26 protein-coding genes and 1 pseudogene are annotated in these 24833 nt (G+C 63.8%); 13 read left to right on the top strand and 14 right to left on the bottom strand.

Going from position 1 to position 24833, the window contains the following annotated elements:
• Window positions 1-193: 193 nt before the first annotated feature.
• Genes ACN8ZM_RS41645 through ACN8ZM_RS41630 form a run of 4 tightly spaced genes read left to right on the top strand, consistent with a single transcriptional unit; the run spans window position 194 to window position 3654 of the window.
• A complete protein-coding gene (locus tag ACN8ZM_RS41645) occupies window positions 194-445 on the top strand; it encodes a TraC family protein (RefSeq protein ID WP_129994635.1) in 252 nt (83 codons plus the stop codon).
• A 22-nt stretch (window positions 446-467) separates the two neighbouring features.
• Window positions 468-689 carry a conjugal transfer protein TraD gene (locus tag ACN8ZM_RS41640; RefSeq protein WP_171887550.1) on the top strand — a complete coding sequence of 74 codons (222 nt, stop codon included), beginning with the start codon at window positions 468-470 and terminating at the stop codon, window positions 687-689.
• Between the two features lie 32 nt (window positions 690-721).
• Window positions 722-3250: a type IV secretory system conjugative DNA transfer family protein gene (locus tag ACN8ZM_RS41635; protein WP_420213614.1), complete on the top strand. Its 2529-nt coding sequence runs from the start codon at window positions 722-724 to the stop codon at window positions 3248-3250.
• Window positions 3251-3261: 11 nt separating this feature from the next.
• Window positions 3262-3654 carry a hypothetical protein gene (locus ACN8ZM_RS41630; protein ID WP_171887551.1) on the top strand — a complete coding sequence of 131 codons (393 nt, stop codon included), beginning with the start codon at window positions 3262-3264 and terminating at the stop codon, window positions 3652-3654.
• A gap of 85 nt (window positions 3655-3739) precedes the next feature.
• Here the strand turns inward: ACN8ZM_RS41630 and ACN8ZM_RS41625 are convergent, their stop codons facing one another.
• The 3 genes from ACN8ZM_RS41625 to ACN8ZM_RS41615 all read right to left on the bottom strand — a co-directional run bounded on the left by ACN8ZM_RS41625 (window position 3740) and on the right by ACN8ZM_RS41615 (window position 6868).
• Window positions 3740-4204 (bottom strand): thermonuclease family protein, encoded by a 465-nt coding sequence (locus tag ACN8ZM_RS41625; RefSeq protein ID WP_171887552.1) that lies wholly within the window; start codon window positions 4202-4204, stop codon window positions 3740-3742.
• Window positions 4204-5079, bottom strand: coding sequence for a DNA-binding protein (locus ACN8ZM_RS41620; RefSeq protein ID WP_420213615.1), 876 nt, complete (start codon window positions 5077-5079; stop codon window positions 4204-4206). Before ACN8ZM_RS41620 ends, ACN8ZM_RS41625 begins: the two co-directional genes overlap by 1 nt.
• 97 nt (window positions 5080-5176) lie before the next feature.
• Complete coding sequence (locus ACN8ZM_RS41615) at window positions 5177-6868, bottom strand: site-specific integrase (RefSeq protein ID WP_007180429.1); 1692 nt, start codon at window positions 6866-6868, stop codon at window positions 5177-5179.
• 143 nt (window positions 6869-7011) lie between these two features.
• Between ACN8ZM_RS41615 and ACN8ZM_RS41610 the strand changes: the two genes are divergently transcribed.
• The 4 genes from ACN8ZM_RS41610 (at window position 7012) to ACN8ZM_RS41595 (ending at window position 11306) form a co-directional block, all read left to right on the top strand.
• Window positions 7012-10038 carry a Tn3 family transposase gene (locus tag ACN8ZM_RS41610; protein ID WP_007181927.1) on the top strand — a complete coding sequence of 1009 codons (3027 nt, stop codon included), beginning with the start codon at window positions 7012-7014 and terminating at the stop codon, window positions 10036-10038.
• Complete coding sequence (locus ACN8ZM_RS41605; protein ID WP_156903410.1) at window positions 10035-10397, top strand: hypothetical protein; 363 nt, start codon at window positions 10035-10037, stop codon at window positions 10395-10397. Before ACN8ZM_RS41610 ends, ACN8ZM_RS41605 begins: the two co-directional genes overlap by 4 nt.
• Window positions 10394-10657: a hypothetical protein gene (locus ACN8ZM_RS41600; RefSeq protein ID WP_007180432.1), complete on the top strand. Its 264-nt coding sequence runs from the start codon at window positions 10394-10396 to the stop codon at window positions 10655-10657. Before ACN8ZM_RS41605 ends, ACN8ZM_RS41600 begins: the two co-directional genes overlap by 4 nt.
• A 76-nt stretch (window positions 10658-10733) precedes the next feature.
• Window positions 10734-11306, top strand: a complete 573-nt coding sequence (locus ACN8ZM_RS41595; protein WP_007180433.1) for a hypothetical protein — start codon at window positions 10734-10736, stop codon at window positions 11304-11306.
• Between the two features lie 1159 nt (window positions 11307-12465).
• On the opposite strand, the gene ACN8ZM_RS41590 is transcribed toward ACN8ZM_RS41595, so the two are convergent.
• From ACN8ZM_RS41590 to ACN8ZM_RS41565, 6 genes and pseudogenes are all read right to left on the bottom strand, one after another.
• The gene (locus ACN8ZM_RS41590) at window positions 12466-13596 is read right to left on the bottom strand and encodes a replication initiator protein A (protein ID WP_061512173.1); all 1131 of its coding nucleotides are present in this window, start codon (window positions 13594-13596) and stop codon (window positions 12466-12468) included.
• Window positions 13597-13850: 254 nt separating this feature from the next.
• A complete protein-coding gene (locus ACN8ZM_RS41585) occupies window positions 13851-14120 on the bottom strand; it encodes a CopG family transcriptional regulator (RefSeq protein ID WP_080445232.1) in 270 nt (89 codons plus the stop codon).
• A 14-nt stretch (window positions 14121-14134) separates the two neighbouring features.
• Window positions 14135-14794, bottom strand: coding sequence for an AAA family ATPase (locus ACN8ZM_RS41580; protein ID WP_061512176.1), 660 nt, complete (start codon window positions 14792-14794; stop codon window positions 14135-14137).
• Between the two features lie 42 nt (window positions 14795-14836).
• Window positions 14837-15025 carry a hypothetical protein gene (locus tag ACN8ZM_RS41575; protein WP_171887554.1) on the bottom strand — a complete coding sequence of 63 codons (189 nt, stop codon included), beginning with the start codon at window positions 15023-15025 and terminating at the stop codon, window positions 14837-14839.
• Between the two features lie 127 nt (window positions 15026-15152).
• A complete protein-coding gene (locus tag ACN8ZM_RS41570) occupies window positions 15153-15452 on the bottom strand; it encodes a hypothetical protein (protein WP_171887555.1) in 300 nt (99 codons plus the stop codon).
• A pseudogene (locus ACN8ZM_RS41565) lies at window positions 15449-15736 on the bottom strand (helix-turn-helix domain-containing protein); the annotation flags it as partial. The gene ACN8ZM_RS41570 and the pseudogene ACN8ZM_RS41565, both read right to left, overlap by 4 nt.
• 46 nt (window positions 15737-15782) lie before the next feature.
• On the opposite strand from ACN8ZM_RS41565, the gene ACN8ZM_RS41560 reads away from it, so the two are divergent.
• Together ACN8ZM_RS41560 and ACN8ZM_RS41555 are read left to right on the top strand one after the other, a co-directional pair.
• Window positions 15783-16031 (top strand): type II toxin-antitoxin system YafQ family toxin, encoded by a 249-nt coding sequence (locus tag ACN8ZM_RS41560; RefSeq protein ID WP_012585400.1) that lies wholly within the window; start codon window positions 15783-15785, stop codon window positions 16029-16031.
• A 128-nt stretch (window positions 16032-16159) separates the two neighbouring features.
• Window positions 16160-16726 carry a recombinase family protein gene (locus ACN8ZM_RS41555; protein ID WP_003159185.1) on the top strand — a complete coding sequence of 189 codons (567 nt, stop codon included), beginning with the start codon at window positions 16160-16162 and terminating at the stop codon, window positions 16724-16726.
• Window positions 16727-16908: 182 nt separating this feature from the next.
• Here the strand turns inward: ACN8ZM_RS41555 and ACN8ZM_RS41550 are convergent, their stop codons facing one another.
• Window positions 16909-17673: an IS6 family transposase gene (locus ACN8ZM_RS41550; protein WP_006949122.1), complete on the bottom strand. Its 765-nt coding sequence runs from the start codon at window positions 17671-17673 to the stop codon at window positions 16909-16911.
• Between the two features lie 11 nt (window positions 17674-17684).
• On the opposite strand from ACN8ZM_RS41550, the gene istB reads away from it, so the two are divergent.
• The 3 genes from istB to ACN8ZM_RS41535 all read left to right on the top strand — a co-directional run bounded on the left by istB (window position 17685) and on the right by ACN8ZM_RS41535 (window position 20358).
• On the top strand, window positions 17685-18473 hold the full coding sequence (gene istB / locus ACN8ZM_RS41545) for an IS21-like element helper ATPase IstB (RefSeq protein ID WP_420213613.1): 789 nt from the start codon (window positions 17685-17687) through the stop codon (window positions 18471-18473).
• A gap of 225 nt (window positions 18474-18698) precedes the next feature.
• A complete protein-coding gene (locus tag ACN8ZM_RS41540; RefSeq protein WP_281616642.1) occupies window positions 18699-19268 on the top strand; it encodes a carboxymuconolactone decarboxylase family protein in 570 nt (189 codons plus the stop codon).
• Window positions 19269-19593: 325 nt separating this feature from the next.
• A complete protein-coding gene (locus ACN8ZM_RS41535; RefSeq protein WP_006949122.1) occupies window positions 19594-20358 on the top strand; it encodes an IS6 family transposase in 765 nt (254 codons plus the stop codon).
• On the opposite strand, the gene ACN8ZM_RS41530 is transcribed toward ACN8ZM_RS41535, so the two are convergent.
• The 4 genes from ACN8ZM_RS41530 to traA form a co-directional block, all read right to left on the bottom strand.
• Window positions 20330-20884 carry a hypothetical protein gene (locus ACN8ZM_RS41530; RefSeq protein WP_420213612.1) on the bottom strand — a complete coding sequence of 185 codons (555 nt, stop codon included), beginning with the start codon at window positions 20882-20884 and terminating at the stop codon, window positions 20330-20332. The two genes, ACN8ZM_RS41535 and ACN8ZM_RS41530, sit on opposite strands and share 29 nt — an antisense overlap.
• Window positions 20871-21092, bottom strand: a complete 222-nt coding sequence (locus ACN8ZM_RS41525; protein ID WP_104874799.1) for a hypothetical protein — start codon at window positions 21090-21092, stop codon at window positions 20871-20873. The genes ACN8ZM_RS41530 and ACN8ZM_RS41525 overlap by 14 nt, the downstream gene beginning before the upstream one ends.
• A 72-nt stretch (window positions 21093-21164) precedes the next feature.
• Entirely contained in the window at window positions 21165-21536 is a 372-nt protein-coding gene (locus ACN8ZM_RS41520; RefSeq protein WP_079651109.1) for a hypothetical protein, read from the bottom strand.
• Between the two features lie 33 nt (window positions 21537-21569).
• Window positions 21570-24833, bottom strand: a complete 3264-nt coding sequence (gene traA, locus ACN8ZM_RS41515; protein ID WP_104874797.1) for a Ti-type conjugative transfer relaxase TraA — start codon at window positions 24831-24833, stop codon at window positions 21570-21572.

Genomic DNA, 24833 nt, shown 5'->3' with positions numbered 1-24833 from the left:
TTCTTCCCTTGGCGTTTTAGCCGCTAAAAAGGGGTGCCGGGGTATCCCCGGCCGCATGAGGGTTGCGCAGCAACCCGTAAGTGCGCATTTCGCTTCGCTGCATGACTATACCAGCGCCGTGCCTTCCCTACCAGCGTCGCAAGGTGATAACATCACGCGGGCATAACCCACAATCACGAAAGGAGCTGTAACGATGGCACGAAAGACCTTATCCGAACGCAAGGCCGACAAGCTGGCCGAGCTGAACCGCATCAAGGCAGAACTGGCCGAACTCGAAAGCAAGGCCGCTGAACGCATCGGCAAGATTGCCATTGCCGCCGGTCTCGGCGATCTCGACATTGACGACGCAGCCATGCGGAAGGAGTTTGAGGCTATCGCCTCGAAATTTCGCAAGGGCGAAGCCAAGCAAGCTGCCCCGGCTCCGGCAGCGCCTGGCGCGAACTGAACGCGATTTAGGACGCCTTCGTATGAACGCCAGGAGAGAAGATGCACGCCGCAAGATTCAGCTTGGCGGCTTGGTCATCAAGTCCGGCATGGCGGACTATCCTGCATCCGTGATCTTGGGCGCTTTGACCCTCGCGGCCGGCGCGCTCAAAGGGCCGAACGCTGACGCCACCAAAGCGCGCTTTGAGGCGGCGGGCGACGCGGCTTTTTCCGATGATGGAGAGGACGGCGGCAACCGTTCCTAGCCGTCAATTTCTACCTGACAGAGAGGTGAAGCATGATGGATTTTGAAGCTCTAGCAGCGCGATTGTGGGCCGCCGTTGTGGCGGTGTTTTTCGGGGCGTTCGTCCTGTCTCTGGCGAACACGGCGCACGCCCGCGTTTTCCCTGAATGCAACCCGGCTGCCGAAGCCGGAAAGCTCTACGGCGCGGCTGATGCTGACGCCTGGGTGAAGCGCATTTGTGACGCGCAGGAATCGACCTACCGGACGTGGGAAGCGAACCTGCAAAAGCTCGACATTGGGCAGCAGGATTTGGCGATGGCGACGAACGCAGGAGACTGGAAAGCCTACCGCGCCAAGTGGGCCGAATTGCTGCCCGTTTTGAAGGAAATGGAAGCGGCCGCGCTGGCGAGCCGGAACGCCGTTGGCGCGGCGAACATCCTTAGCCTGTATCGCGCCGACCTCGGCCTTTTCTTGCAGAACGCGGGCCTGGGAACGGCGGCGAACCTGGACGAGTTCAGCGCCCGGATTTCCGGCGGTCTGGACGGCCAACGCCCGGCGGCGGCGGCTACCGCCGGCGTCAATGTGGTGCAGCAGTCCGTGACGCGGGGCGTTGAGTTCGTGAAGGGGCTGGCGGCTGCGGAAGGCGACAAGGTTCTAGCGGAGTATCGCGGCCAGGTTGAGCAGAAGGCCGCGACGCGCCGGGAGCAGCTTTCCGGAAGCACGGCAAGCGGCTATTTCGGCGGCTTCGCCCGGCGCATCACCGAGGTTTGGGGCATCTTCTTCTTCGTCCTTTTCGTGCTGATGCTCGGCGCGGTCGTGGTGGCCGTGAAGCGCAAACAAAACCCGATCACGCTGGCGGGCGCGGCCGCCCTCGCCTACCTGCTGCCGGCGTCGGCAATGGTGCTGGCGTTCGTGCTGGTTCCGTTCCTGCCGTCCTGGGCCATGATCGCGGCAACCCTGGTCGGCACCTATGCCATGTATGCGCAGGGCGGCCGCATCTGCGGCGCGCTGGCGTCCAAGCTCGGCGAAGGCTCCACCCTGGGCCATCGGCTGCGCGTCCTGGGGGCCTGGTTGGACAACCTGCGGGCCGGATTGCAGGGCGAACCGGGCGGCGCTGCCAGCATCGGCGCGGCCGCCGTTCAAGCCGCTTCCGCGCCCGGCGCGCAGCCGGTCACGCATGGGTCGGCCAGGTGGGGCACGGTCGCGGAAATCCGCCAGGCCGGGCACCTGGTCGCGCCCGGAAAACCTGCCGGTTTCGCCCTGGGCCGGGTGGCCGATGCGTCCGCCGGCCTCGATCAGCGTTTCCGCTTTACCGGCCACGTCGTGACGGTCGCCCCGACCGGCTCCGGCAAGGGCATTGGCGCGGTGATCCCGAACCTCCTGGACTATCCCGGCTCGGCCCTGGTGCTTGACGTGAAGGGCGAAAACGCGGCCGTGACGGCTCGCGCCCGCCGGGCGCTCGGCCAGGCCGTGCATGTGGTCGATCCGTTCGCGGTCAATGGCGACGGCGGCGCGGCCTTCAACGTGCTTGACCGGATCGACGTGTGGAACCCGGATTGCGTGAGTGAATCGGCCATCCTGGCCGATGCCTTGGTGATCTCCGAAAGCAAGGGCGACGGCGTGCATTTCGATGAGTCCGCCAAGAACTTCCTGCAAGGCTTGATGCTGCACGTTGCCGGACTGGATGACGTGGAGCGCCGGAACCTGGGCGAGCTGCGCCGGCTGCTGACGGCCGGGGAAGCGGAGTTTTTCGACCTCTTGGGCATGATGGCCGCTGACGAAACGGCCGCCTTCGGCATCCCGGCCAGGGCGGCAAATACGCTCATGGGGATGGCCGACAAGGAACGCGGCTCGGTGCTTTCGACGGCCCGCCGGAATACGGCATTCCTGGATGACCCGCGCATCGCGGCGGCGCTGTCGCGCTCCGGCTTCGACCTGTCGGAAATCAAGGCCACGGCCATGACGGTTTACCTGGTCATGCCGGCCAACCGCATCGGCCCGAATGCCCGATTCCTGCGCCTGTTCATCAGCTCGGTGATTGCCGCCATCACGTCCAGCAACGTGCAGCCCGCGCACCGGGTCGCGTTCCTGCTCGATGAGTTCGGCCAGCTCGGCTACATGAAGCAGATCGAGGACGCCGTTTCGCTGCTGCGCGGCTACGGCCTGGCCTTCTGGGTGTTCATTCAAGACTTGTCGCAGCTCAAGGGTGCCTATCCGAAGTGGCAAACCTTCCTGGCGAACAGCGCCAAGTCGTTCTATGGAACGGACGACTACGACACGGCCAAATACATCAGCGACAGCCTGGGCAAAGCCACCATCGAGTTCGAGACAGAGAACAGCGGCAAGAACAGCGGCACCGGCATTTCCGGCGGCGGCGGCTCGATGAACAGCGGCAAGAGCAAGGGCACAAGCCAGCAGTTCGCCGGGCGTGAGCTGCTGACGCCTGACGAGGTGATGCGCCTCGGCCCGGAAAAGCCGATTGTGCTGGTCAAGGGCGAATATCCGTACCTGCTCGACCGGCTGAACTATCTGGCTGATCCCGAGTATGCCGGGCGGTTCGACGCGAACCCCTACCATAGCTGACGGGCGCGGCCATGTGGGTTTTCGTCGTCATCGGTTATCTGCTGCTGGTCGGCCTGGCCGCCTGGTTCGGCGGCGGCGCGGTGATGACGGTCGCCGCCGGCGGCTTCGTCCTGGCTGTGGCGCTCTGGTTGCTCGATGGCCTGCTGGCCGATCTGCTGCGCGGGCCGCTGCGGTGGCTCGCCAAGCCCTTCCGGGCGCTGGCCTCGGCCCTGGGCGTGCTGATCGTGCTGCCGTTCATTCCCGGCATCTTCCTGGGGTCGTTCCTGCTCGAACTGTTCCGCCGGCGGCCGCGCCAGGCGGAACCCGGCCGCCCTGCCCCGGCCACGCCGATGCAGGCCGCCGGCCGGCGCACGGCGGACGTGATCGACCTGGCCGCCGCCAGGCAGCGGCGCGGCGGCCAGTAGTCTTTCAGCGGCTAAAGCCGCCCCCCAAGTGTCAATATCAGCCCGAAGCGATGCACTGTTTTTAACATTAAAAACAGTGCATTTACTATTTTTTAGCCCTGTATTCCCACGGCGGCACCGGCTGGGGATCGCGCCATAGGCCACGCCGGGCCGCCCTCGCCTCGTCCTGGATCGCGTAGAGGCTCCGGTCGGTCGCGTAGCGGTCGAAAACCCATGCCATGCCGCGCCGTACCTGCTCGGCGTTGGCGTCGATGCCCGCGCAGCTCACGCGGCCGATGGTGCGGCCGTAGCGGTCGCGCCCGCCGTCCTCGATGACGGCATCCCGGCCGTAGCAAAGATCGGAAAGCGATTGCTTCGACCGCTGGCCGAAGGGTTGCCGCTTCTCGGGCGCGTCGATCTCGGCCAGCCGGATGCGGCGCTGCTGGCGGCCGGCGTCCAGAATGGTGAGCGTGTCGCCATCGGCGACGGCCACCACCCGGCCGCGCAGCTCGCCGGCCTGGGCGGCCGTCGCCGCCAGGATGACCGCGAACGCGGCCAGCCCTGCCCGCATCACTTGCGCCCCTTGGCCGGCTTGTCCTGGTCGGCCGCCGGCTGGATGCGGGCCAGCAGCGCGGCGTTCTGTTCCTGGTGCGCCGTGAGCTGCCCGGCCAGGCGGGCGGCTTCCTCGCGGGCGGCGCTGGCATCCTGCCGCGCCTGGTCGCGTTCGCCCTGGGCGGCGGTGAGGCGTTCGGCCATGCGGTGCGCCTCGGCCGCTGCGGTCTTGCGCTGCTCCTGGTGCGCTTCCTGGTCGGCCTCGGCCTTGGCCTGCGCCTTCACCAGCTCGCCGCGCACCTGGTCGAGTTGAGCGGCGGCGGCCTGGCTGGCCTTCTGCTGCTCGGCCAGAGCCCCGCGCGCCTGGTCGGCGTCCTGGTGCGCCCTGTCCAGTTCCGTGCGCAGCTCGCCGGCGCGGCGCTCGATCTCCTGGGCGCGGGCCTCGGCGGTGTGCGCCTGTTCCTGGGCAGCGGTCAGGCTGGCCCGCAGCTCGTCGGCTTCGCCGCGTGCGGCCGCTTCGGCGGCCTCGATGGACGCCAGGCGGGATTGCAGAGCTTCCACGTCGCTCGCCAGCTTGTCGGCCAGCTCGGTTGCCTCGTTGCGGTCGGCTTCCAGCTCGGCGCGGGCCTTTTCCAGCGCCTCGCGCTCCACGGCCAGGCGGGCGTTTGCCAGGTCGAGCGCCACGGCCCACACGTCCGCGCCCAGTTCGGCCAGACGGTCGGCGACAGCCTGGGGCGCAGGCTCGCGCAGCGGCGCGGCGGCCGTGGCCTGCCGGGCCTTCCATTCGTTCAGCGCCGGGGAAATGGTGGTGTAGCTGCCGCCGGTGCGCTGGCGGATGGCCTCAAGGGTGGGCTTCTGGCCGCCGGCGGCCAGCTCGTCAGCGGCGGAAAAAATCTGCTCTTTGGGGTTCTACGCCGGAACCCCAGAAAATTCCGTCATTCCACATTGTGAACGTCAATCGGTTTGTTGCCTGACGTGCCGAGCGAGTAACTCAGTCGGTAAATGCCTGCCCGAACTGCCGTGCCCGCTTTACATCGTCGGTATGCAAGTAAATCGACGTGGTCGAAATCGACGCGTGACGCAGGTTATCTCGTACGGCGCTCAGCTCAACCCCTCTGGCGATCGCGTGGGTCGCATGGGTGTGCCGCATCCAGTGCGGAGAGGCCCGATGCAGCTTTTCAGCCAGCACCGGATGGTCGTTCTTGATAATCTGCGCGACGAGCCGAAAAAACCGGCGCATGACTTCCCACAGCCGCAAGGGCTTGATGCCGGCATCGGCGTCGTCAAGGCTGCCAATCAGGGACGTGGTCGGATTCCAGTGAGCACGGCTGACAGGAAGCCCCCGCTCCTGCAGATATCGGTCCAGCGCTGTGCGCGCTAGGGGTGTCAGGGTAACGCGGGCTGGCTTGCCGCCCTTGCCGACCACGTGCAGCCAGTGATCACCGGCTGCGTCGACTTCGATGCTGCGCAGTGTGGCGTCAGCCAGTTCGCTGATCCGCAGTCCCGTTGCGTAGCCGAAATCCAGCATGAACCGCAACCGTTGCGCAGCGGGCGCCTGCCAGCCGTACGACCACTCGAGCCCGTTGGCGATGGTGCGCGTCAGCATCCATTCTCCTTCGGTGAAAGCGTGCGAGGTTTCAAGAGCCATGGCGCGCTTGCTGCCGCGTACCTTGATGCCGGAGAATGGGTTGGCCACGACGTAGCGCTGCTCGACCAGCCAGCGGAACATGGCGCTGAGCACGGCAAGCGCATGCGCAATCGAACGGGCCGAGAGGTTGTCGACAAACGGGCGCCAGTCCGTTGATGTGCGCGGCCGCGGTGGCCCGACCCAGCGTTCTCGCGGTGTAGGTCTGCGCAGAAACGCCCTGTAGTCGGTGGCATCCCGGGTGGTCAGCGAAGACAGCGCCTTGCCGCGAGCAACGATGCCCCAGAGAATCAGCCGTTCGGCTTCCTTGCGGTAGGCCCGCTGCGTGGCCGGGGATTCGTGCAACGCGAGCCATGCCTGGATAGCGTCGTAATCGTTGTCGACGCCGAGGATGCAGGCCGACACCGGTGCGCGGAAGGCGCCGGCGGATCCGTCGATCTCGTGCGGTAGCCGTAGTTGCTCCCAAGGCGTCACGACTGACTGCCGATCCGCGATGATCAGTGCGCGGGCCCGCTCCGTGAGCGCCGGGTACGCGGCAAAGAAGGCCTCGATCCTTCTTGCACTGGCCGGCCCGAGACCCGGAATGACGGTCCACCACTGCCGGCGACGCGGAATCCGTACCGTGAGATCGGCCAGGGTCCGGATGCCGGCCGCGTGCAGGGTGCGGGCAGCGCGATTCGGCAGCCAGTGCGCAATGTCGTCGCCGATCTGCGGAGCTGGCGCAGGCATGATGCGCAGTAGCTCGACAGCCTGCGTGGTGGCGCGCGCATGATGCATACGCTTTTGGGCCGGGCATTCGAACAGCGTGGCCAGATCTGCCCGCTGTCGGTTACGGGCATAAAGTGCCAGTTGCCGGCGGATCTGGCCGATGACGCCGCGGGCTGACTGGCTGTGGCTGAGCCGATCTTGCATGTACCGGTGTGCCGCCTCACGCGAGGATGCGCCCTCGTACCAGGCACGCAGCGCTGCCAGTGCATCAGCATCAGGAAAGTCGGTCGGGATGTCGGCGGCGGACGGGCTCGTGGGGCGCGTTTTCATGTCATCGAGTTTAATATGGAAACAATGCCACAGAGATAATAAAGCTTATCTCTGTAGAATGCGGGAGTTCAATATTTCTGTCGTACCCCATGTCGTGATATCACAAAATTGAAGGATCTGACGTTGCGTGGAGAGGATGGTCGATGATCAACAAGAATAAGCTGCTCAGCGTCTTTTCCGACGCCGAACAGGAAGCCCTGTATGGCCTGCCTGATTTCGACGATGCGCAGCGGCTGGAATACCTGGCATTGACCGAATCCGAACTGGCGCTCGCCAGTAGCCGGCCCTCCATACCCGCGCAGGTCTATTGCATCTTGCAGATTGGCTACTTCAAGTCCAAGCACGCCTTCTTCCGCTTCGATTGGGACGAGGTTGAGGACGATTACGATTTCGTGTTGAGCCGCTATTTCCACGGCGAGCCGTTCGAACGCAAGCCGATCACCCGGCACGAGTACTACGCCCAGCGCGAACAGATCGCTGAACTGTACGGCTATCGACCGTGGGTGGCCGCCTTCCTGCCGCAACTCATGCAGCAGGCCGCGCAGATCGTACGTCGCGACGTGACACCGGGATTCGTCGCCGCCGAGCTCATCGTGTGGCTCAATGAGCACAAGATGATCCGGCCCGGCTACACGACCTTGCAAGAGCTAGTCAGCGAAGCCCTGTCCGTCGAACGTCGGCGGCTGGGCGACCTGCTCACCGGCGTATTGGACGAATTGACCCAAACCGCGCTAGACCAACTTCTGGTGCGCGATGATACTCTGTCGAAACTGGCGGCGCTGAAACAGGATGCCAAGAATTTCGGCTGGCGTCAGATGGTCCGCGAACGCGAAAAGCGCGGCACGCTGCAGCCGTTGCACGAAATCGCCAGGACGCTGCTGCCCCGGCTGGATATCTCGCAGCAGAACGTGCTGTACTACGCAAGCCTGGCGAACTTCTATACCGTCCACGACCTGCGCAACCTGAAGGCGGATCAGGCGCAGCTCTACCTGCTGTGTTACGCCTGGGTGCGCTTCCGACAGCTCACCGACAACCTGGTCGATGCGATGGCCTTCCACATGAAGCAGCTCGAGGAAGAAAGCAGCGCGGGCGCGAAACAGTCACTCATCGCCGAGCAAGTAAAACGCCATCGGGAAACGCCGCAGATCGGCCGCCTGTTGTCGCTCTATGTGGACGACAGCGTAGCCGATCCGACGCCGTTCGGCGAGGTGCGTCAGCGCGCCTATAAAATCATGGCCAAAGATGTGCTACAAAACACGGCGCAACGCATGACGGTCAAGCCGCTGAGTCAACTGGCACTACACTGGTTGGCGGTGGACGGCCTAGCCAAACGTATTCGCCGTCACCTGCGCCCCTTGTACGTCGAGCTCGACTTCGTCGGCACCTCCCCAGACAACCCGTGGCTCGCGGCGCTGGCTTGGGTCAAGGGGGCCTTCGCCAAACAGCAGCGCCTGTCACAACGACCGCTCGCCGAATGTCCCGCGGCCACGCTGCCGAAGCGCCTGCGACCGTACCTGCTGATCTTCGGCGCTGATGGTCAGCCGACCGGTTTGCACGCCGATCGCTACGAATTCTGGTTGTACCGCCAGATCCGGAAGCGCTTCCAGTCGGGAGAGATCTATCTCGACGACAGTCTGCAACATCGTCACTTCTCCGACGAGCTTGTTTCGATGAACGAGAAGGCCGACGCGCTGGCGCAGATGGAGATCCCGTTCCTGCAGCAGCCAATCGATGCCCAACTCGATGCGTTAGCGGCCGAGTTGCATGCACAATGGCTGGCCTTCAACCGAGAGCTGAAACAGGGCAAGCTTACGCACCTGGAATACGACAAGGATACGCAGAAGCTGATTTGGCGCAAACCGAAAACCGAGAACCAGAAGGTGCGTGAGCAGGCATTCTACGAGCAACTGCCATTCTGCGATGTTGCCGACGTGTTCCGCTTCGTCAACGGCCAGTGCCAGTTCCTGTCGGCGCTGACGCCATTGCAGCCGCGCTACGCGAAGAAGGTAGCGGACGCCGATAGCCTGATGGCGGTTATCATCGCTCAGGCAATGAACCATGGCAACCATGTCATGGCGCGCACCAGCGACATTCCGTACCACGTTCTGGATAGCACCTACCAGCAGTATCTGCGTCAGGCGACGCTGCATGCGGCCAACGACTGCATCAGCAACGCCATCGCCGCGCTGCCGATCTTCCCGTACTACTCGTTCGATCTCGATGCGCTGTACAGCGCCGTCGATGGGCAGAAATTCGGCGTCGAGCGACCGACCGTGAAGGCGCGTTACTCGCGCAAATACTTCGGACGAGGCAAAGGCGTCGTCGCCTACACGCTGCTGTGCAATCATGTCCCGTTGAACGGCTACCTAATCGGCGCGCACGAGTACGAGGCGCATCACGTGTTCGACATCTGGTATCGCAACACGTCGGATATAGTGCCGACTGCGATCACCGGCGACATGCACAGCATCAACAAAGCCAACTTCGCTATCCTGTATTGGTTCGGGTTGCGCTTCGAGCCTCGCTTCACAAACCTCGATGACCAGTTGCAGGAATTGTATTGTATCGACGACCCGGCGCTGTACGAGAAATGCCTGATTCAGCCGATCGGACAAATCGATCGGCAGCTCATCACCAGTGAGAAGACAAATATCGATCAGATCGTCGCCACGCTGGGCCTCAAAGAGATCACGCAGGGCTCGCTGATCCGCAAACTATGTACGTACTCGCAGGAAAACCCGACACGTCGCGCGATTTTTGAGTTCGATAAGCTCATTCGTACCATCTACACGTTGCGTTACCTGCGCGACCCGCAGCTCGAGCGAAACGTGCATCGCTCCCAAAACCGCCTCGAGTCTTACCATCAGCTTCGTTCGACCATCGCCCAGGTCGGCGGCAAGAAGGAATTGACCGGCCGCACCGACATCGAAATCGAGATCAGCAACCAGTGCGCCCGGCTGATCGCCAACGTCATCATTTTTTACAACTCGGCGATTCTGTCGCATCTACTGACGAAATGGGAGGCCAGTGGCAACGCCAAGGCGCTGGCGCGGCTTACGCAGATATCACCGGCAGCCTGGCGGCATATCCTTTTGAACGGGCACTACACTTTTCAAAGCGACAACAAAATCGACCTGGACGCGCTCATTGCAGGGCTCGAATTGGAGTGATCGAATTTTCGGCGGTTCTGGCTTGGAATCCCTTATTCCTGTTACGGTGGAATACGATGCCACAACCAGGTAATCCTTTACCCCCAGCCGTGGTCAACACCTGGCGACTGAGCGTCGGCACGTCGCTGTTCGTGATCGATATCCTGGCCGACGGCAGCTGGCGACCGGCGTATATTGCGCCAAAGCGGCTGGGTGGCTGGACGATGGATGTGTTGCCGAACATGCCGCCGACGTTAGTCGATATCGCTCCCTCGGTACGCACCTGGGCGCGACAGTACGGCGCGAATGTAACGAACCGGCGCACGCCGGCGCGCCGGTTTCCCGCGCAAACCGCTTCTTCGAACAGGACGCCAGAATGAACATGCTGAAACGTCGTCTCGATGCGACAGACGAAAAGCTGCAGGAGCTGAAAACAGCCCGCAAAGCGGCAGCTAAGGCGCAGCGCCAGCAGGTCAAGCAAACGCGCGCGGATCGCGAGCGAAAGATCATGCTGGCCGGCGAGGCGTTGCTGCGGCGTGTCGATCGCGGCGAGTGGGATGAAGCCGATTTCCGCGCGATGATGGACGATTATCTGTCGCGGCCCGCCGATCGCGCGCTGTTCGAGCTCGACGATGTATAGCCTTTGATGTTCGACGTCGACGCACCGCACAGCCAGGTCGGCAAATGTTGATTTGATTCACGATGAAGGATGCCCGATGCTGCCAACGCTCCGCATGAACCGGAATTTTGTCGAGGCCTTGCTGGCCGAGCGCGCGCCCTGCTTTGCGATGGGACTCGTGGCCGAGGGCCAGACGCACTATGCTTGCCTGGCACTGCGGCCGGTGGATGACATTCCGAACGACGTAACACGCAGCGGTTTCAACTTTGGCCACTCGATACGCGGCACCGACGACTTCGAGGTCGTACACTTCGGCTTAGAGTTTTACGGCTACCGCATCTTCAATGCGCTGATCAATCCGAGCAACTTCATCGCCAGGACAATCCTGTCGCACATGGTCGACACGAAGGCGTTTTTCTTCTTCGCGGTCAACCCGTCAGGCGGTGTGACGGTGTTCAAGTCCGGCATCGGTGAATGCAGCCTGGACAGCATCGAGTCTAATCTCGAGCGGATACTGCGCTCGAGCACGTCCGATGCTCAGTACGACGCGGCGCTGACAACGTTCAGCGACCATCCAGATCCGGTCGGGCCGATGCTGCACTGGGTTTGCCGGGACTGCGAAGATTGTCTCGACCTGTCCCACAATGTAATCGAACTGGGCCCCGCGTAACGGTCCTGATGGTCCGTGTGACCGAGACCGTCATGTCACTCACCGGACGTCGCTCCAACATTCTTCGGCTGGAATAAGCCGATTAATGTTCACAATGTGGAACGACGGAATTTTCTGGGGTTCCGGCGTAGATCCCCATCTTTGGTCACGGCCATGATGCGCTCCTGTAAAAATGTAGCGTTGTAGTATGTTGTATAATACTACTACATATTACAAAACACAAGACCATACAGAAATTTTACAAACCCTACAGGAACGCTACGCGGGCGGCCACGGCCAGCGCCCGGCCGGGAGCGCGTCGGCGGCGAAAAACGGGCGCAGGAAGCCCGTAGAGGCGTTTTCAGGGGTCGGCCGACCCTTTCCCCCGTCTGCGCCCGGCTTCGTGCGTCCTGGGCGCTCCTGGACAGCCTGGGCGCGGTGCCCTGCCCTGGGCCTGCATCGTCATTCCTGGCGATGCGAGCTCGAGCGCCGGCGGCCGTCATCGCCGGAAGTGGCGAAGCTGGCCAGCTCGTCGGCCTGGTCGGCGTTGCCGCCCTTCCCTCTTGGCGTCCAACCTGCGGCCGTCACGCCAGCGCTGGCGTTTGAGGTTGGGCACGGCCTCGGCAAACCGCTTTTCCTTGCTAAACCTGGCTTTTCTTGGCTTTCGAGCTGCTGCGGCGCTCGATGAGGGCGAGGGGGTGGAGCTGGTACTGGCGCGGCTGCGGCCGCGCCTTTGGTAAGCAGCCTGGCCGCAGGCCAGCACGATTGCCGGGAGGGGGAGCCGCGAAGCGGGGGAACCCCGCAGGGGTGCCCCGCCGAAGGCGCAGGCCGACGCCGTAGGCGGCGGGGCGAAGGGAGCGAAGCGACCGGAGGGCAGGTGCGCCCGTAGGGCGCTTGGGCGGTTCGATCTGGCCGCGACTTATGCACAGGCCAGGCGGGTTTTAAGAGTTTTTATATGTTTTAAAGAGTTTTAGCCGGGAAAATCGGCAGTTTTCCATTACTAATCAATGACTTGCGAATGTGGCCGGTGTGTAATAGACGGGTTCGGGTGGGTGATAGACGGAAGCCGGTGTGTAATAGACGGGTTCGGGTGGGTAATCGACGGACTATCCACAAGCCAGGGGCTGTTCCTGCCTGAACAGGCGTTAGGACATTTTGCCCTAGCGCCGATCTCCGTCTATTACACACCGGACGGCGGCGGCAGCGCCTCGTCGGCGCGGTCGCGGTAGATCATCACCAGCAGCGGGCCGCCCTGCCCTGCTTCCTCTCGCAGCTCGTATTCGGGCAGGTCGTTGGCCTCGATGATGTTGCGCAGGATGCGGCGAAACTCCTTGAACGTGCCCGCGCTGCCGCTGCGCTCGTAGATCGTCTGGAAAGCCCATTTCGCTTCACCCTTGCCAGCCGCTCGGCGAGCTAGGCGATAGACGAACCGACCGATGCCTGGGTCAATCAGGAAGTAGTCGGGATGCACGGTCAGCACGTCCGGCCGCTTGCCTTCTGTGACTTCACGGTAAAGCCACTTCGGGGCCTCGATCTCGACGGACGCAATCTTGCCGTTCTCTGTATAGGACAGCACCTTGTAACTGCTTACCAAGCCTTCGGCCTCGACCTCGCGCATGGGCCGCCGGCCGTTGGCGGATGGCCGCTCGCGCACGTTCTTGATGGTCGTGCCCTTGAGCCGGTCTAGCGCCCCTTCCACTTCATCCGCCTGACGGCCGCCGTCGCCACGGCGGCAAAACTTGAGAATGTCACTCACATGGGGCCGGTAGGTGCGGCCTGGCTTCTCGCCCCTGCCCTCGCGGTAGCGGTTCATGGCTTCGGTCAGGTGCGAAACCATCATCAGCACCAGGTCGTAATCCCAAACGGACGCCATGCCGTCCGGGCCTGCCTTCACCTCCACGTAACCATCGGACAGTTCGTAGCGGATGACCCCGCCGGCGCGCTTGTCCTTTTTGGACAGGCGGAACACAGCCACGTCCATGATGCTGCGGGAATCCTTGGTGCCCACGTCGTAGAGCGACGGCACGAAAAAATCGGGCTGCTCGTCGCCGGTCGGCGGCTTGCGGATAGACGGCGAAGGGGGGGGCGATTTAACGGGGCTGCTGGCGTTGCGCTCGCGGTCGGCGCGGGCGTCCTCGTCGCGCAGCCTAGCGGCTACCTGCTCCTTGGACTCGCCCGGCCGTGCGGCGGCCTCGATGCGCTTCTGTTGCTTCGCATCGATCCCGGCTTTCAGCTTCTCCAAGGAAGCGCCCAGGGAACCGCCCAATAGGTCGCCGATCTGCTGCGGCCCTTTCCCGCGTTGGTTGTTCATGCCGTCTCCTAAGCCTTCGGCCGCCGCCACGGTGCCGACCCTATGGGCTTCACGCGGCCGGATTCGAGCGGCACCAGCCAAATGCCATTGAGCTGCCACGGCGCCGGCAAACCGAGCTGCGCGTTTTCGCGGGCCGCTTGGGCCAGGTTCTGCGCTATCCGCCCGGCCTTCTTCGCCCTGGTTTTAGCCGCTAAAGCGGCGCAAATGCTCATGGATTGCCCTTGGATATTACTTTCATTCTCTTTGAACTCCTTTTAGCTCTGGAAAATATCGCCTTCCAAGGCGCGGAAAATCGCCATGTTGATGACGGCGGCGCGGGCCTGGCCGGTGCGCTTGGCGACTTCATCGACCTTGCGCAGAAGCTCGGGCGCAATGGTCAAGGTGATCTGCCGTTTGTGGCCCTTGGGGATGCCCTTCTCATAGGCGGCCGCCGGCGCGGCCTTGCTGGCGTCGGGTGCGCCCTGGATGAAAGCATCCTGGGCGGCGGTTGCCGGGGCGGTCTTGGGTTTGCGCTGTATTGACATGCTAAAAACTCCCGTTAGGCGATTTGTTGGATATTAAAAAGCGATGAAACGAGACTATCAATCTCGGCTATCGCCTTCGGGTCGCGGGGGGCCAGCTCGGACACGGCCAGGCCAGCGCCGCCGGCATTGCTGAACGCCTTGCGTCGCCGGATGGGGGCTGCCAGGTACTCGAACTGCGGAACCTCGGCCACGGCCGCAGCCGCGTCGGCGTTGTCGGCCGAGTGCTCGCCGGGGTCGGCCTGGTTCATCACGGCGAAGGCGCGCAGGCCGTCGCGGACGCTCCGGGCTTCATCCACCAGCGCGGCCATGTCATCGAGCGCCCACACGTCATAGGAACGCGGCGCGAACGGCACCAGCAGCACATCGGACAAGATCAGCGCCGCCCGTAGCGCGGTCGAGTCGCGGCCGCCGGCGTCGATGATGATGTCTTGCCACTTGTTCCGCTGCTGCTGCACCTGGCCGCGCAGGGCCGGGCCGTCCGCGTATTGCGCGCAGGCAATCCCCGGCTGACGCCCGCCCTCGGCCCGTGCGGCGATGGCCGCCGCTGCCGTGCCCTGGCGGTCGCCGTCGATCAGCCACACGTCGCGCCCTGCCAAGGCGCGGGCGATGGCGAGCTGAACGGCCAGCGTCGTCTTGCCGACGCCGCCCTTTGTGTTTCCTACTGTAATAATCATGTTCGCACCGTTATTGAACGTTGAAAAACACTGTCTTGGATATTAACGCTTGGCATCGGCGCGCCCCTCCTCGATGGCCTGGCGGCAGGCCGACGCGGAGGGGAAGAACTGGCCGCACCATTCCTCGAATGGCCCGCGCTCGTCTTCGCCCTGGCGGATGGCCGTCCAGCCACGCCCAAGCCCCATAGGGTCGGGAACAGCCTCCCATGTTGCGCCATCGTCAAGAACCATATTGGCACCTCCAAAGGATATTAAATTACAGTGCCAGATTGTGCCGGCTTGGCGCGGTTTCGTCAATAGGGTTGGCGCGCTTTTTGAATGTTCTTTTAATATTAAAAGCGGTGTCTATGAACGGTCTTTAGCGGCTAAAATCCTGCGCCTCCCATAGCGTCCGATAGGCCGCCTCGTCGGCGGTCGGCTCGCGGTCGATCTGTTCCAGCAGCCAAGCCACGCCGGCGGCCATCGCCTCGTCATGGTCGAGATACCGGCCATCGAGCGCGGCATACATGCCGCCCTGCCTGGTGGTCACTTCCCAAGCCTGGCCGTCATGGGTGCGGCACACGGCATAGGCGAAGTAATCCCCCTTGGCGTCCATTTCGTCATGGGCGGCTTGCAGCTCGGGGCGAAGCGGGGGCAGGGGATAGCGTCCATTTCTCATGCCTTCGCGCCCTCCTGGTCGGCGGCCGCCAGCGCGTCGGCCTCGGTCAATGCGTCCTCGGTGAACGCGCCGCGCCGGCGGGCTTCGGCCTGGCTCACTTCCTCGGCCCATATCCGCTTGACCTGGGACGGGCTGCACCCGGCCAGCTCGGCCGTCCTGGTGATGCTGTGGCCGGAACGGCGCAGCGCGACCACCTGGGCGCGGCGCTTGGGATCGGCCCGGCGGCCGCGATACTTGCCGGCGGCCTTCGCCAGCTCGATGCCTTGGCGCTGCCTCTCGCTGTCATTTTCAGAAGACGACTGCACCAGACAACGCGGTTTGAAGGCTGTTGTGCAGTCGTCTATTGAACGAACAGTATCAGGAGTCCGCTGCACGAATGATGACCTCAAGCCGGTTCTGGTCGCGCTGGCGACCGATCAGCCCCTGGATGTGCGATACCGCGACCACGATCTTTCCGGCGATTGGGCGGGCTACCGCGAATGCCACATCAAGCCCGACCTGCTGCTGATCTACCGCAAGTCCGACGCCGACACCCTGCGACTGGCGCGGCTTGGCTCCCATAGCGAGCTGTTCGGCTGATGCCAGTCGCCTTGTCCGCCAAACGATCATTAGTCGGCCATGCCGGACACTGTCCAGCAAAGTTATTGCACAACGGGTTGTCGGACATTAAGATAGGCGGACGGAATGACGGACAAGAGAGGCGGCAAATGGCACTGATCGGCTATGCGCGGGTATCGACGGCGGAACAGGACACCGCCTTGCAGACGGATGCGCTACGCAAGGCAGGCTGCGAGCGCGTTTTCGAGGACACGGCTTCCGGGGCCAAGGCCGACCGCCCCGGCTTGGCTGATGCGCTGGCCTACCTGCGCGACGGCGACGTGCTGGCCGTCTGGCGGCTGGATCGGCTCGGGCGCTCTATGCCGCACCTAATCGAAACGATAGGCGCGCTGGAAGCGCGAGGCGTCGGCTTCCGTTCTCTGACGGAAGCCATCGACACCACCACGCCAGGCGGGCGGCTCATCTTCCACGTGTTCGGCGCGCTGGGCCAGTTCGAGCGCGACTTGATCCGCGAGCGCACCAAGGCCGGGTTGACTGCCGCCGCCGCTCGTGGGAGGAAGGGCGGGCGAAAGCCGGTTGTCACCGCCGACAAGTTGCAGCGAGCGCGGGAGCACATCGCCAACGGGCTTAATGTCCGAGAGGCCGCTACACGGCTCAAGGTGAGCAAGACGGCCCTGTACACCGCGCTGCAATCCACCAGTGCAGCCGACTCCTGATATTCCGTGCAGTCGTCTTCTGAAAATGACATGTATTATGCCGACGCGTCAGAATAGAGTTGTTTTTTGATATTCTTGACACTTGCGTACCAAGGTCATAGGTTTCAACCTGACAAATCTACCCTTGGAGGGCTCTGTTGCAAACATGGGGCACGGCCGCGCGGCGTCACCCAGTTGGGGGATTAGGCAGCATTGGCGAAATGCTTATTGAGCATAATCATGGTTTCGGTCAGGGCCGAGGGTCCAATTCCGAATGCTCTTTCAACCAGGCGCACCTCCCCCATGATACCTGGCTGCAGGCACCATGCCTGGGCCTGTCCTTTGCGTAGGGCGCGCATGACCTCGAAGCCCTTGATCGTGGCGTAGGCCGTTGGCATCGACTTGAAGCCACGTACCGGCTTGATCAGCATCTTCAGCTTGCCGTGGTCGGCCTCGAGCACGTTGTTCAGATATTTCACCTGCCGGTGCTCGGTTTCCGCCGCCAGTTTGCCTTCGCGTTTCAGCTCAGCGATTGCTGCGCCGTAGCTGGGTGCCTTGTCGGTATTGAGTTTGGCCGGCTTTTCCCAGTCCTTCAGGCCACGAAGAGCTTTGCCCAGAAAGCGCTTCGCCGCTTTGGCGCTGCGTGTCGATGACAGATAGAAATCAATCGTGTCGCCCCGTTTGTCGACCGCCCGGTACAGGTAGGTCCATTTGCCCCGCACCTTTACGTAGGTCTCATCCAGACGCCAGCTCGGATCAAAGCCGCGCCGCCAGAACCAGCGGAGACGCTTCTCCATCTCCGGCGCGTAGCGCTGCACCCAGCGATAGATCGTCGTATGATCGACATCGATCCCACGCTCGGACAGCATTTCCTCGAGATCACGGTAGCTGATGCCGTATCGACAATACCAGCGCACCGCCCATAGGATGACCTCGCCGGTAAAATGCCGTCCTTTGAAATCGTTCATCGCAACTGACCTTGACAGTACATGAGCCCAATCTTGGAAACCGTGTCAGAGTTTGCAACAGAGCCCTCAAAGCACTCAAGCTGCCATCCTTCGCGCGCGAATATGAGAAGGTCGCGTTTGAGGCCGCGCAGGATCGGGCCGATTACCCGCGCTATCTGCTGCGCCTGTGCGAACTGGAGCGCATCGACCGTGAACGCCGGATGGTCGAGCGTCGCATCCGCATGGCCAGGTTCCCGCATACCAAGAGTTTTGACACCTTCGACTTTGCAGCCCAGCCATCACTGAACAAGGCGCTGGTGCTGGAACTGGCGCGCGGAGAATGGATCGAGCGGCAGCGCAATGTCATTGCGCTGGGCCCCAGCGGTACCGGCAAGACCCACACCGCCCTCGCGCTGGGACTGGCCGCTTGCCAGAAGGGGCACAGCGTGGCCTTCACCACCGCTGCGGCGCTGGTCCATGACTTGATGGAGGCGCGCGACGAACGGCGACTGCGCAGCCTGCAAAAGCATCTGGCCTCGGTGAAACTGCTGATCCTCGACGAGCTGGGCTATGTGCCCTTCACCGCAGTGGGCGGTGAATTGCTGTTCGAGGTGCTCAGCCAGCGGTATGAACGCGGCAGCACGCTGATCACCAGCAATCTGCCCTTCGATGAATGGACATCGGTGTTCGGGTCCGAGCGCTTGACTGGCGCCCTGCTCGACCGCCTGACCCACCACGTGCACATCCTCGAGATGAATGGTGACAGCTTCCGCCTCACCAGCAGCCGCAAGCGCCAGAAGGACAAGGGGGAGGCAAAATGATCTGACAAAAGGCGGCCATCGGCAGCGGGAAATCGGCTTCCGCTCCGCTACAGCCGCTTCCCCGCTGCCGATGCTGTCCAGCCTCAACCATGGGGCTTTTTATTCAACCCAACTGGCCCCTTTTTAAACCGGTGCCTGGCCCGTTTTTATCCCGGTGTTGACACTCAAATACAGCTAGCGTATTTTTGAGCAATCAATCAAAAACCGAACAACGAAGGAAATACCATGTCCGATTTCACCCTGCACAGTCTGGAAAGCGCACCAGAAGCCGCCCGCCCACTGCTGGAAAACTCCCTCAAGGGCTTTGGCATGATCCCTGGCCTGCACGCCGTGATGGCCGAAGCACCGGCGCTGCTGGAAGGCTATCAACTTCTGCACGCACTGTTTCAGAACAGCAGCTTCAACGCCGACGAGCTGACCGTGGTGTGGCAAACCATCAACGTCGAGCACGGCTGCCACTACTGCGTCCCGGCCCATACCGGCATTGCCAAGGCGATGAAGGTGTCGGACGAGATCAGCGAGGCACTGCGCAACGAAACCCCGCTGCCCGACAGCAAACTCGAAGCCCTGCGCACCTTCACCCTGGCCATGCTGCGTCAGCGCGGTGAAGTCGATCAGGCCCAACTCGCCGCCTTCTACGCCGCCGGGTACGGTCAGCGCCAAGTGCTGGAAGTGATTCTCGGCCTGGCCCAGAAGGTCATGAGCAACTACACCAACCACGTCGCCGCCACGCCTGTGGATCGCGCCTTTGCGCCGTTTGCGTGGGAGCCGAAGGCTGCGCGCAAGGCGTCTTGATCTAGATGCCCACACTGCTGCGCACTGGCCGAGTTGGAACTCGGCCTTCCCGACAGTGCACACGGGAGGGTCGAGCTCCCGCTCGACCAGCGAACGGGCAGGCACGCCCGTAACCCGGCAAGCGTAGGCAGAGCGTCCAGCGCTCGGGTTCCCACGCAGAGCGTGGGAACCATCAGTAGATATCGTACATCTCGCTTTACTCCATAGACCGATCGGTCTATAACTAGCGCCATGAGTAAAGAAAATAGCCGACAAATTCTGGCTCTGTTGCAAACTCTGACACGGTTTCCAAGATTGGGCTCATGTACTGTCAAGGTCAGTTGCGATGAACGATTTCAAAGGACGGCATTTTACCGGCGAGGTCATCCTATGGGCGGTGCGCTGGTATTGTCGATACGGCATCAGCTACCGTGATCTCGAGGAAATGCTGTCCGAGCGTGGGATCGATGTCGATCATACGACGATCTATCGCTGGGTGCAGCGCTACGCGCCGGAGATGGAGAAGCGTCTCCGCTGGTTCTGGCGGCGCGGCTTTGATCCGAGCTGGCGTCTGGATGAGACCTACGTAAAGGTGCGGGGCAAATGGACCTACCTGTACCGGGCGGTCGACAAACGGGGCGACACGATTGATTTCTATCTGTCATCGACACGCAGCGCCAAAGCGGCGAAGCGCTTTCTGGGCAAAGCTCTTCGTGGCCTGAAGGACTGGGAAAAGCCGGCCAAACTCAATACCGACAAGGCACCCAGCTACGGCGCAGCAATCGCTGAGCTGAAACGCGAAGGCAAACTGGCGGCGGAAACCGAGCACCGGCAGGTGAAATATCTGAACAACGTGCTCGAGGCCGACCACGGCAAGCTGAAGATGCTGATCAAGCCGGTACGTGGCTTCAAGTCGATGCCAACGGCCTACGCCACGATCAAGGGCTTCGAGGTCATGCGCGCCCTACGCAAAGGACAGGCCCAGGCATGGTGCCTGCAGCCAGGTATCATGGGGGAGGTGCGCCTGGTTGAAAGAGCATTCGGAATTGGACCCTCGGCCCTGACCGAAACCATGATTATGCTCAATAAGCATTTCGCCAATGCTGCCTAATCCCCCAACTGGGTGACGCCGCGCGGCCGTGCCCCATGTTTGCAACAGAGCCGTCGCCGACAAGGAAGCCCGCGCCCAGCGTCACCCATTCGCGTTCCTGGTCGGCCTTCGCCCATTCGTGTTGCCAGGCCCGGTAACGGGTCAGCAGCTCGGTTGCCAGGTTGGTTTGAACGCCAGGGACAAGCCATGCCCGGTTACGGCTGCCGTCGCCCTTGGCGCGCTCGATAACGGCCACCATGACAACGGACGGCATCACCTGGCCGGCCACAGCCGCCCAATCGGCGGCGGCAGGGTAGGGGCGGGCGTCCAGCGCCACGCCTTCGCCGGCGGCGCTGCGGGCGCTGTCGGTCTTGGCGTGCGCCTGATGCTTGCTCCACTCGTCGTCATCAAGACGCTTCTGCGCGGCCGCGATGGCGTTCACGTTCGCCTGCGTGGTGGCAAGGGCATAGCCGCCCGAGGCCAGGCCGACACCGGCCAGGACGTAGGCCGCCAGGGCAGCGCGCCGCCAGGATTCAACGCTGCCCATGCTCCGCGCCCTCCTGGTCGTGGTTGAGGCCGCGCATTTGCAGGCGCTGGCCGGTGTCGTCGCCGATCTGCAAAACCTTGATGTGCTGCTCATAGGCCGCCTGGAACATCCAGCCGGCCCCGGCCAGGCCGATGACGGCGGCCGCGAAGGTCACGCGGTATTTCGTTAGCTCGCGGCGGGCGCCGCCGGTAACATTGGTTTCAGCCATGATTTCATCCCTCTGTCGGATGGGGTTGTGGTTAGGCGCCTGGGCCGGTTGCCGCCGCCCTGGCGCCGCCTTTCAGCGGCTAAAGCTGCGGGACTGCTCCCGGTCGCGCGCCGCCTTCTCCTTGAACCGTTCGGCGATCTCGCGGGCGCGGGCCTGCTTCACCTGGTCGCCGTTCTCGTTGTCCCGGTTTAATTCCTTTGCCAGCGTCTTTGCCTGCTGGCCGTTGATCTCGTTCAGCTCGACTTTCTGGCTGGCGTCCAGCTCGAAGCCCTGGCCCTGCTGGCCTTGCTTCTGCTCGGCCTCGATGGCCTGGGACTGCTGCGCGGCCGCCTGGCCGTGGCGTTCCAGCCGCTCAAGATCTTTCGCCTCGCGCCGCTGCTGCGCCTGCTCGATCTGCTTGGCGTAGCCCTGGGCCAGCTCGTCGTTCGTCGGTTCTGTGCTCATGGTGCGTGCTCCTGGTTGGTTGAAAACGGCGCGTCACCGGCTCAAACCGCCGTTGCCGCGTTCCTGCTCGCGCTGCCGCTGCCGGCTGCGCTCGATCTCCTTCGGGTCGCGTGCATACCTGTCGGCAAGCTCGCGCTGCATCTTGTCCAGCTCGACGGCCTGGCGCTCCTTCGGCAGAGCGTTGAACCGCTCGATGCGCTCGCGCAGCTCGGCCGGCAGCTCGCGCCAGGCGCTCGGGTTGCGGTCGGTGTAGCCCGCAAAGCCCGCCTGCCGCTTCACGGCCAGCGCCTTGAACTGGTCGGCCTCTCGCTTGGCGTACATCTCGGCCCGCTTGCGGTCTTGCTCGCTGACCTGGACGGCCGCAGGGCGCTCCGGCTCGGCCTTGGCCTGGGACGGCTGCGCCAGGCCCGCAAAGGCCCTCTGCTGGCCTTCCTGCATGATCGCGGCCGCATGGTGCCGGGGGTCTTTCCCGGCCGCCTGGAACTCCTGGGCGACGGCAAGCTGTGCCTTCGCCACGTCCAGCGCCAAGCCGCCGCCGGCCGCCTCGGCACGCTCGACGCCAGCGCGGAACCCGGCCAGCGGGTCGGGGGCCGGGCGCTCGGCCTGGGGCCGCTGCGGCGCTGCCGGCTGCTCGATCTGCTGCGGCCGCTGCACGGCCGGACGGCCGGCAATGTCGGTCGCGGGCATGAGGTCGGGGCGGCCGTGGCGCTCCAAGCTGCGGCGCATGGCGCGCTGCATCTTCCCGGCCAGCTCGGCCACCTTGGCCCGGCCGCGTTCGAGCCAGCGGCGCATGACGTTCTCGCCGTCGAAGCCGCGCCGGTCGGCAAAGTCCAGCGTGCTTTCCTTCGGCCGCTCGCGGCCCAGCACCTGGGCCAGCTTCCCGGCGGCCAGCTCGGCCGCGCCGCGAACGTGCCAAGTGTTGCGCTCGGCCGTGGTGCCATCCGGCAGGCGCACGGTTTGCGAACCGCCGTGCTCCAAGCCGATGCGGTCGCCGCGCTGCGCGCCGCTGGCGGCAATGGCGCGCTCAAGATCGACGCCCCAAATGGTGTGCCGCTCGCCCTTGTCGTTCTCCAGGGTGGCAAAGTAGCTCGGCCGGTTCTCCGGCTTGTTCTCGTAGGGCGCTGCGCCGTGATCGACCAGCCGCCCGGCCCGCCGGTCGGTGAAGTCGTCCGCCCCGGCAAACAGGGTAGCGGCCTCGCGGTGCCGGGTCATGCCGACATAGGCCAGGCTCCTATCCATGCCGGGGGTCGCCAGCAGGTAAGCCCTATCGACGGTGACGCCCTGGGCCTTGTGAATCGTGACTGCATAGCCGTGATCGACGGCCGCATATTGGGACGCCTGCACCTGGCGCGCTTCGCCGCTGTCCAGCCGAACGGCCAGGCTGCCATCCTCGGCCCGCTCGACGGTGCCAAGGGTGCCGTTCTTCACGCCTAGATCGCGGTCGTTTTTCAGGAACACGATGCGGTCGCCGGCGGCGAACTCGCGGCCGCCGCGCTCGGTCACGAACCGGGCGGAACCGGCCAGCTCGCCGCGCTCCTTCCGGGCATCGCGCACGGCCTGGTTAAGCGCCTGAACGTCCGCATTGGAATGGGCAAGGATGATCTGGCTTCCCTTGCCCTGGTCGCCGACATAGGACGCCGCCAGGGCGTCGCGCGCTGCCTCCCGGCTGCCGTGGATTTGGACGTGGCCGCGCTCGGCGTAGGCCGCCAGGCCATCGGCCACGGAACCCCGCGCAAGCTGCTGGCCGGCCTCGCGCATCCAGGCGTGTTTCTGCCGGCGCACCTCGGTAATTTCGGCCGCTCCGACGTGCTGCACGACGGCACGAAACGCCGCGCCTGCCTCGATGGCGGCAAGCTGCTTGTCATCGCCCAGCAGGACGACTTTTGCCCCGGCCTGCTCGGCGGCTTTCAGCACGCGGCCAAGCTGGCGGCTGCCTATCATGCCCGCCTCGTCGATCACGAGAACATCGCGGGAAGTGAGCTTGTCCTTTCCGTTCTTCCACGCAAATTCAAGACTGGCGAGCGTGCGGCTTTCGATGCCGCTGCCAGCCTGCAATTCGTCGGCCGCCTTGCCTGCCAGCGCCGCGCCTCGCACGTTGAAGCCCTGGGCCTGCCACGCCTCGCGGGCTATCTTCATGGAGAAGGATTTGCCCGTGCCGGCGTCGCCGATGACAACGGCCAGGCTGCCCGGCTTGAGAACGTGCCGGACAGCGTTTTGCTGCTCGGCCGACAGGGTGCCCGCGCCATCAATCGCGGCGTTCGTGATCGGGCCGGAAACGCCATGCCGTCCGGTGCGCGCCAGGCGCTCGGCGCACTCCACCATGCCGCGCTCAGTCTCGATCATTTCGCGGGTGGAGAACTTCGCCGGATCGCGGCCGTTCGCCGGTTCCATCTCGACCAGCAGCGGCGAGTTTTCCAGCTTGGCAAGCAAGCCCTGGAACTGCCCGGCGTCGTCAATGTAGCGGTTCAGCTCGGCGGCAATGTCGCGGCGCGTGAATACGGCCTGCGTCGCCGTGATCTTGTCTAGGATGATCTCCGGCCGCTCGGCGATCTGCCGCGCCTGCTCCTGCCGGTCGGCGTTGTGAATGTCGATGCGGTCGGCTTCCAGGCCGCGCCTATCCATCGCCACGGCGTCGCTGCCGATGTGCTTGGTTGGCGTCAGCTCAACGCCTTGATCCGCATAGCTGCGGTGGTCGATACGGGCGCTGATTCCGGCCCGCTCCAATGCCTCGTTTGTCAGCTCCGCCCACTCGCGGCGGATGTCGGTAATGTCGCCCTGGCTGGTGCCAGGAATGCCCGCCTTCTGCCTGTCCTTGTTCGCCAGCTCGATGACGGCCTTAGCGCCTAGCGCTCCATCCGCGCCAATGGTGCGCGTGGTCGCCAGCATGTGAACGTGGAAATTGCGGTCGTCGCCTTCCCTGTCCGGGGCGTGGATGCACACATCCACGGCCACGCCGTAGCGGTCGGCGATAGCCTGCCCCATGCGCGTTGCAAGCTCGCGCCGGTCGGCTTCGTTCAGCTCGTGCGGCAGGGCCGCCCGCCACTCGCGGGCCACTCGCGCATCCTTGCGCTTCTCGGCGGCCTCGGCGGCATTCCACAAGGCGGCGCGCTCGGGAACCGGAACGCCTGCGGGCGTGACGATCTCGGCCGACAGGACGCCGCCTTTCCGGGTGAAGTCGAACACTTCCCCGGTGCGCTCATCTACCAGCTTCGACGCGGATCGATAGGCGGCAGCAGCCACGGCGCTATGCCCGGCCGCCCGTCCTATCGTGTGCGTGTTCAGATGGTAGATCGCCAT

It is taken from the genome of Burkholderia aenigmatica, from assembly GCF_048627025.1.
In the GTDB taxonomy this organism is placed as follows: domain Bacteria; phylum Pseudomonadota; class Gammaproteobacteria; order Burkholderiales; family Burkholderiaceae; genus Burkholderia; species Burkholderia aenigmatica.
The sequence above is the reverse complement of the archived record's forward strand: the minus strand, read 5'-3'. Positions and strand labels throughout refer to the sequence as shown.

What these genes read in the sequence shown, in the direction of transcription:
- ACN8ZM_RS41525 (WP_104874799.1), bottom strand. Translation starts at nt 21,092, where the DNA reads ATGGCTGAAACCAATGTTACCGGCGGCGCCCGCCGCGAGCTAACGAAA.
- ACN8ZM_RS41640 (WP_171887550.1), top strand. Translation starts at nt 468, where the DNA reads ATGAACGCCAGGAGAGAAGATGCACGCCGCAAGATTCAGCTTGGCGGC.
- ACN8ZM_RS41610 (WP_007181927.1), top strand. Translation starts at nt 7,012, where the DNA reads ATGATCAACAAGAATAAGCTGCTCAGCGTCTTTTCCGACGCCGAACAG.
- ACN8ZM_RS41625 (WP_171887552.1), bottom strand. Translation starts at nt 4,204, where the DNA reads ATGCGGGCAGGGCTGGCCGCGTTCGCGGTCATCCTGGCGGCGACGGCC.
- ACN8ZM_RS41645 (WP_129994635.1), top strand. Translation starts at nt 194, where the DNA reads ATGGCACGAAAGACCTTATCCGAACGCAAGGCCGACAAGCTGGCCGAG.
- ACN8ZM_RS41555 (WP_003159185.1), top strand. Translation starts at nt 16,160, where the DNA reads ATGGCACTGATCGGCTATGCGCGGGTATCGACGGCGGAACAGGACACC.
- ACN8ZM_RS41550 (WP_006949122.1), bottom strand. Translation starts at nt 17,673, where the DNA reads ATGAACGATTTCAAAGGACGGCATTTTACCGGCGAGGTCATCCTATGG.
- ACN8ZM_RS41575 (WP_171887554.1), bottom strand. Translation starts at nt 15,025, where the DNA reads ATGGTTCTTGACGATGGCGCAACATGGGAGGCTGTTCCCGACCCTATG.
- ACN8ZM_RS41585 (WP_080445232.1), bottom strand. Translation starts at nt 14,120, where the DNA reads ATGTCAATACAGCGCAAACCCAAGACCGCCCCGGCAACCGCCGCCCAG.
- ACN8ZM_RS41630 (WP_171887551.1), top strand. Translation starts at nt 3,262, where the DNA reads ATGTGGGTTTTCGTCGTCATCGGTTATCTGCTGCTGGTCGGCCTGGCC.
- ACN8ZM_RS41635 (WP_420213614.1), top strand. Translation starts at nt 722, where the DNA reads ATGATGGATTTTGAAGCTCTAGCAGCGCGATTGTGGGCCGCCGTTGTG.
- ACN8ZM_RS41580 (WP_061512176.1), bottom strand. Translation starts at nt 14,794, where the DNA reads ATGATTATTACAGTAGGAAACACAAAGGGCGGCGTCGGCAAGACGACG.
- ACN8ZM_RS41530 (WP_420213612.1), bottom strand. Translation starts at nt 20,884, where the DNA reads ATGGGCAGCGTTGAATCCTGGCGGCGCGCTGCCCTGGCGGCCTACGTC.
- ACN8ZM_RS41615 (WP_007180429.1), bottom strand. Translation starts at nt 6,868, where the DNA reads ATGAAAACGCGCCCCACGAGCCCGTCCGCCGCCGACATCCCGACCGAC.
- ACN8ZM_RS41535 (WP_006949122.1), top strand. Translation starts at nt 19,594, where the DNA reads ATGAACGATTTCAAAGGACGGCATTTTACCGGCGAGGTCATCCTATGG.
- ACN8ZM_RS41595 (WP_007180433.1), top strand. Translation starts at nt 10,734, where the DNA reads ATGCTGCCAACGCTCCGCATGAACCGGAATTTTGTCGAGGCCTTGCTG.
- ACN8ZM_RS41540 (WP_281616642.1), top strand. Translation starts at nt 18,699, where the DNA reads ATGTCCGATTTCACCCTGCACAGTCTGGAAAGCGCACCAGAAGCCGCC.
- ACN8ZM_RS41590 (WP_061512173.1), bottom strand. Translation starts at nt 13,596, where the DNA reads ATGAACAACCAACGCGGGAAAGGGCCGCAGCAGATCGGCGACCTATTG.
- ACN8ZM_RS41520 (WP_079651109.1), bottom strand. Translation starts at nt 21,536, where the DNA reads ATGAGCACAGAACCGACGAACGACGAGCTGGCCCAGGGCTACGCCAAG.
- traA (WP_104874797.1), bottom strand. Translation starts at nt 24,833, where the DNA reads ATGGCGATCTACCATCTGAACACGCACACGATAGGACGGGCGGCCGGG.
- ACN8ZM_RS41600 (WP_007180432.1), top strand. Translation starts at nt 10,394, where the DNA reads ATGAACATGCTGAAACGTCGTCTCGATGCGACAGACGAAAAGCTGCAG.
- ACN8ZM_RS41570 (WP_171887555.1), bottom strand. Translation starts at nt 15,452, where the DNA reads ATGAGAAATGGACGCTATCCCCTGCCCCCGCTTCGCCCCGAGCTGCAA.